This window comes from Caballeronia arvi (genome assembly GCF_001544695.2).
Taxonomy (GTDB): Bacteria; Pseudomonadota; Gammaproteobacteria; order Burkholderiales; family Burkholderiaceae; genus Caballeronia; species Caballeronia arvi.
In genome coordinates this window covers 1-1,019 of the sequence record NZ_FCOM02000268.1, presented here as the reverse complement: position 1 = coordinate 1,019, position 1,019 = coordinate 1, and the positions used below count along the sequence as shown (strand labels likewise).

Here is a 1,019-nt window from a genome sequence, read left to right as displayed (position 1 = left end):
CCATAGCCCGTCGCAAAAATAAAGCGGATATTGCGCGACGCGAGTGCATCGGCTACCGGGTACGACTTTTCGCCGTTCAGATCCACGTCCAGAACTGCAGCGTCGACCTCTTCACGACCCTCCTCGAGCAGCGCGACGGCTTCCTGCGCGCTGGCAAGCGGCCCGACGACGTGAGCGCCGGCTTCCTCCAGTACGGTCGAAAGCCCGAGCGCTACCAGATAGTCGTCCTCGACCACCAAAATTCTTCGACCATCTAGTATTTTCGTCTGTTCGTTCATGTGCGCCCTCTATGCATCATGCGAACTTGCCGACGGTAACGGTATTTCGATGTGACACGAAACGCCATCCGGACCGAAGGCGAGTTTCGTGCGCGCGCGCAGCGTAAATCGCAGTGCCTTCTCGATCAACTGCCGCCCGAAACCGGTCTTCGAGCTTTCTGGTGAAACCGATACACCGCTTTCGATCCAGTCGATGACGAGCGAAGCAGCATCGTGCCCATTGGGCTCGACCTTCCAGCGCACCTCCAGCCGCGCCGCGTTGTCCTTTAACGCGCCATGCTTGACCGCGTTAGTCGTCAGTTCGTGTAAAACCAGCGCAATCATTTGCACATTGCGAAAGCCAAGTGGTACCACCGGGCCCCCCAGGACGATCCGGTCGCTGCCTGTGACGCCAACTGCGTCGAACTCCAGCTTCACGATGTCCCCAAGGTCGATCAGGTTGCCGTCCGCTTCACCGATGAGACCTTGAAGACGACCGAGCGCGGCTAGGCGGCTGTTGAAGGTTTCGAGGGCGACGTCTTGCTGGAGCGTCTGCTGTGCGATCGACTGGATCACAGTGAGGAGATTGCGGGTGCGGTGCTGCAACTCGGCAATTAACACGTTCTGCCGTTCTTCCGCATGCACCATGCCTGTTACGTCGACGAAGGCAATCACGACGCCGTCCGATTTTCGTTCGCCGTTACGATAGGGTGCAAGGCGCACCAGGAAATGAGTCAGCTTGTCCCTGCTGCACACGTGACG

At 58.8% G+C, this 1,019-nt stretch carries 2 protein-coding genes; both read right to left on the bottom strand.

Going from position 1 to position 1,019, the window contains the following annotated elements:
- On the bottom strand, positions 1–278 hold a 278-nt coding region (locus AWB74_RS44820), incomplete at its 3' end, for a response regulator (protein WP_061152838.1).
- A gap of 9 nt (positions 279–287) precedes the next feature.
- Positions 288–1,019: HWE histidine kinase domain-containing protein (locus AWB74_RS44815; protein WP_327363375.1), on the bottom strand; the 732-nt coding region annotated here is incomplete at its 5' end.